The sequence below is a fragment of the Aeromonas sp. HMWF015 genome, assembly GCF_963878965.1.
GTDB classification, from domain to species: Bacteria; Pseudomonadota; Gammaproteobacteria; order Enterobacterales; family Aeromonadaceae; genus Aeromonas; species Aeromonas veronii.
In genome coordinates this window covers 20,679-22,585 of sequence record NZ_CAWNZT010000282.1, presented here as the reverse complement: position 1 = coordinate 22,585, position 1,907 = coordinate 20,679, and the positions used below count along the sequence as shown (strand labels likewise).

Annotated in this window: 2 protein-coding genes; both read right to left on the bottom strand. The window is 32.9% G+C overall.

The features are described 5' to 3' along the window. The coding region (locus tag AACS18_RS14625; RefSeq protein WP_146184768.1) for a DEAD/DEAH box helicase family protein at positions 1-868 on the bottom strand (868 nt) is incomplete at its 3' end. Further along, positions 868-1,626 carry a hypothetical protein gene (locus AACS18_RS14620; protein ID WP_108612548.1) on the bottom strand — a complete coding sequence of 253 codons (759 nt, stop codon included), beginning with the start codon at positions 1,624-1,626 and terminating at the stop codon, positions 868-870. The genes AACS18_RS14625 and AACS18_RS14620, both read right to left, overlap by 1 nt. Positions 1,627-1,907 lie beyond the last annotated feature (281 nt).

Below are 1,907 nucleotides of genomic sequence, written 5' to 3'. Positions count from 1 at the left end.
GGTGAATGGAAAAGCTATTTATATTTTGGTTTTTTTGAGTTTTCAAATTGTCAGCATTGCTAATTAGTGGAGATAAATAAAAAAACTTTGATTCATTACTTCTTGATTTGTTTTTACGTATAACGCGACTAAGCAGAATGCTTCTTGTATCGAATTCAAATAGGTTGTGTGCTTCATCTATGATAATTACATCGAAATATACATCTGGTCTTTTCATTAACCTCAAAGCTCTTTCTTGTGTAAAAACACAAATAAAGCTTTCTTCATCATCATACATCTCATCATGGAAAATTATATTCCTATCACGTATATGATTAGATATAAGTTTATAGGTTTGTGCCAGTAGTGATTTTGTCGGGACGATAATAGCAATTTTTTTACTGTTTGAGTTTTTTATTATCTCAACAATTAATGAACTTTTCCCAAACGAAGTGGGCGCTATCAATGCATTATCTGTGTGATCTGTTTCTGTTAGCGCAATGCGGCTATTTTTTTGTTCTAACGTTTCAATGATTCCCTTGTACTCATAGTTTTTCAATTGATAATTAATGCCAAATATAGTGTTTACGTTGGAGTGTAGTTCATGTTCAATAATAAATTTAGTAATCGGGAATAAGCCAAAATTAGTGCTTATATCAAATAATGCTTGATAATCATTATAATTTACGCAATATTTCAATATTAAGTAGTAACCGAACTTAAAATGCTTAAGATAACGCTTGTCTTGGCAATAGTCTTTTATAAAAAGGATAGCGCATGACAGTATGGCTTCTTTCTCTGTTTCACTCAGTTCAGCATTAATAGTTAATTTGCTAATGGCACTTTCGAACACTGAGTGATTTAATATCCATGAAAAACTGGTATCCATCAGGACTCCAAATAGCTAATGAATTGATTGAAAGTGTTTTTAGTTATGGATACCGCATGTATGCTGTTTGCGGAAAAGCTATCTAAAGTGTTGGTTAAATTATCATGGTAGCTTGATGATGAGTCGCTTTTATTGTTTAAAATAAAAATGGTAGAACATGGGATTATATTGAATTCAGAAATATCTTTAAATTCTTTTTTCTCGTAAAGACGAGATAGTTTTTTAAACTTTTCTCTAACGCTCTTTTTTGTATTTACATCTATTTGTGATGCATGGTTATAAGCATTACGCCAAGGGTTGTTATTACCTTTAGTTGTTTTTCCAGACACATAATCACGAATATCATTATATGCTTCTCTTAATTTTAGAGAGTGAGATATTTTCTGTGTACTAGATAACCCAGATTTACTTTCAACTATGAATTCTTGGTTATTTTTAGTGAAAACACCATCAAACCCTTTTTTAATTGAGCCTTCCTCTAGATTGAAAAACATAAATTCTTGCTTGTATCCCTCGCTTCTAAGATATAAGTGAACGAAGAATTCTGCTACTGAACCGTGCTTGGTTGTAGTGTTTTTTGTTGATAGGAAGTTTAGATATTGATGCTTTATATCATCAATCTCAGAGTCTGTGGCTCCTTCACAAATGCTTACGATATTCTCATCGATATATCTTTTAAGGGGTGGAGTTATTTCTGTAATTGTTATTACACTTATTTTTTTGTCTTCAGATATATTCTGAATTTGAATGTTAAACATATCTTCACCAAAAGATAAATGAATTTATTTTTGCACAAGCCAATGAGGGGTATAGTGCTATAGATTCGATTAGCGAGGCGTAATCAGGCGTTCGAGAAATAAGGTGTTATTACGGTGAGCTACTCACTATCGGGTCTTCAATATAAAACTGTTTCCTGATAGGGGTCTGTGCCGATTGCTGTTGTACTCATAATGATTTTTTCACCCATGCAACCACGTTGATGATTCTTGTTTCATCAGTGCGGCAATCTGGCCTCACCATATGGCGGGTGAGCGGCCGG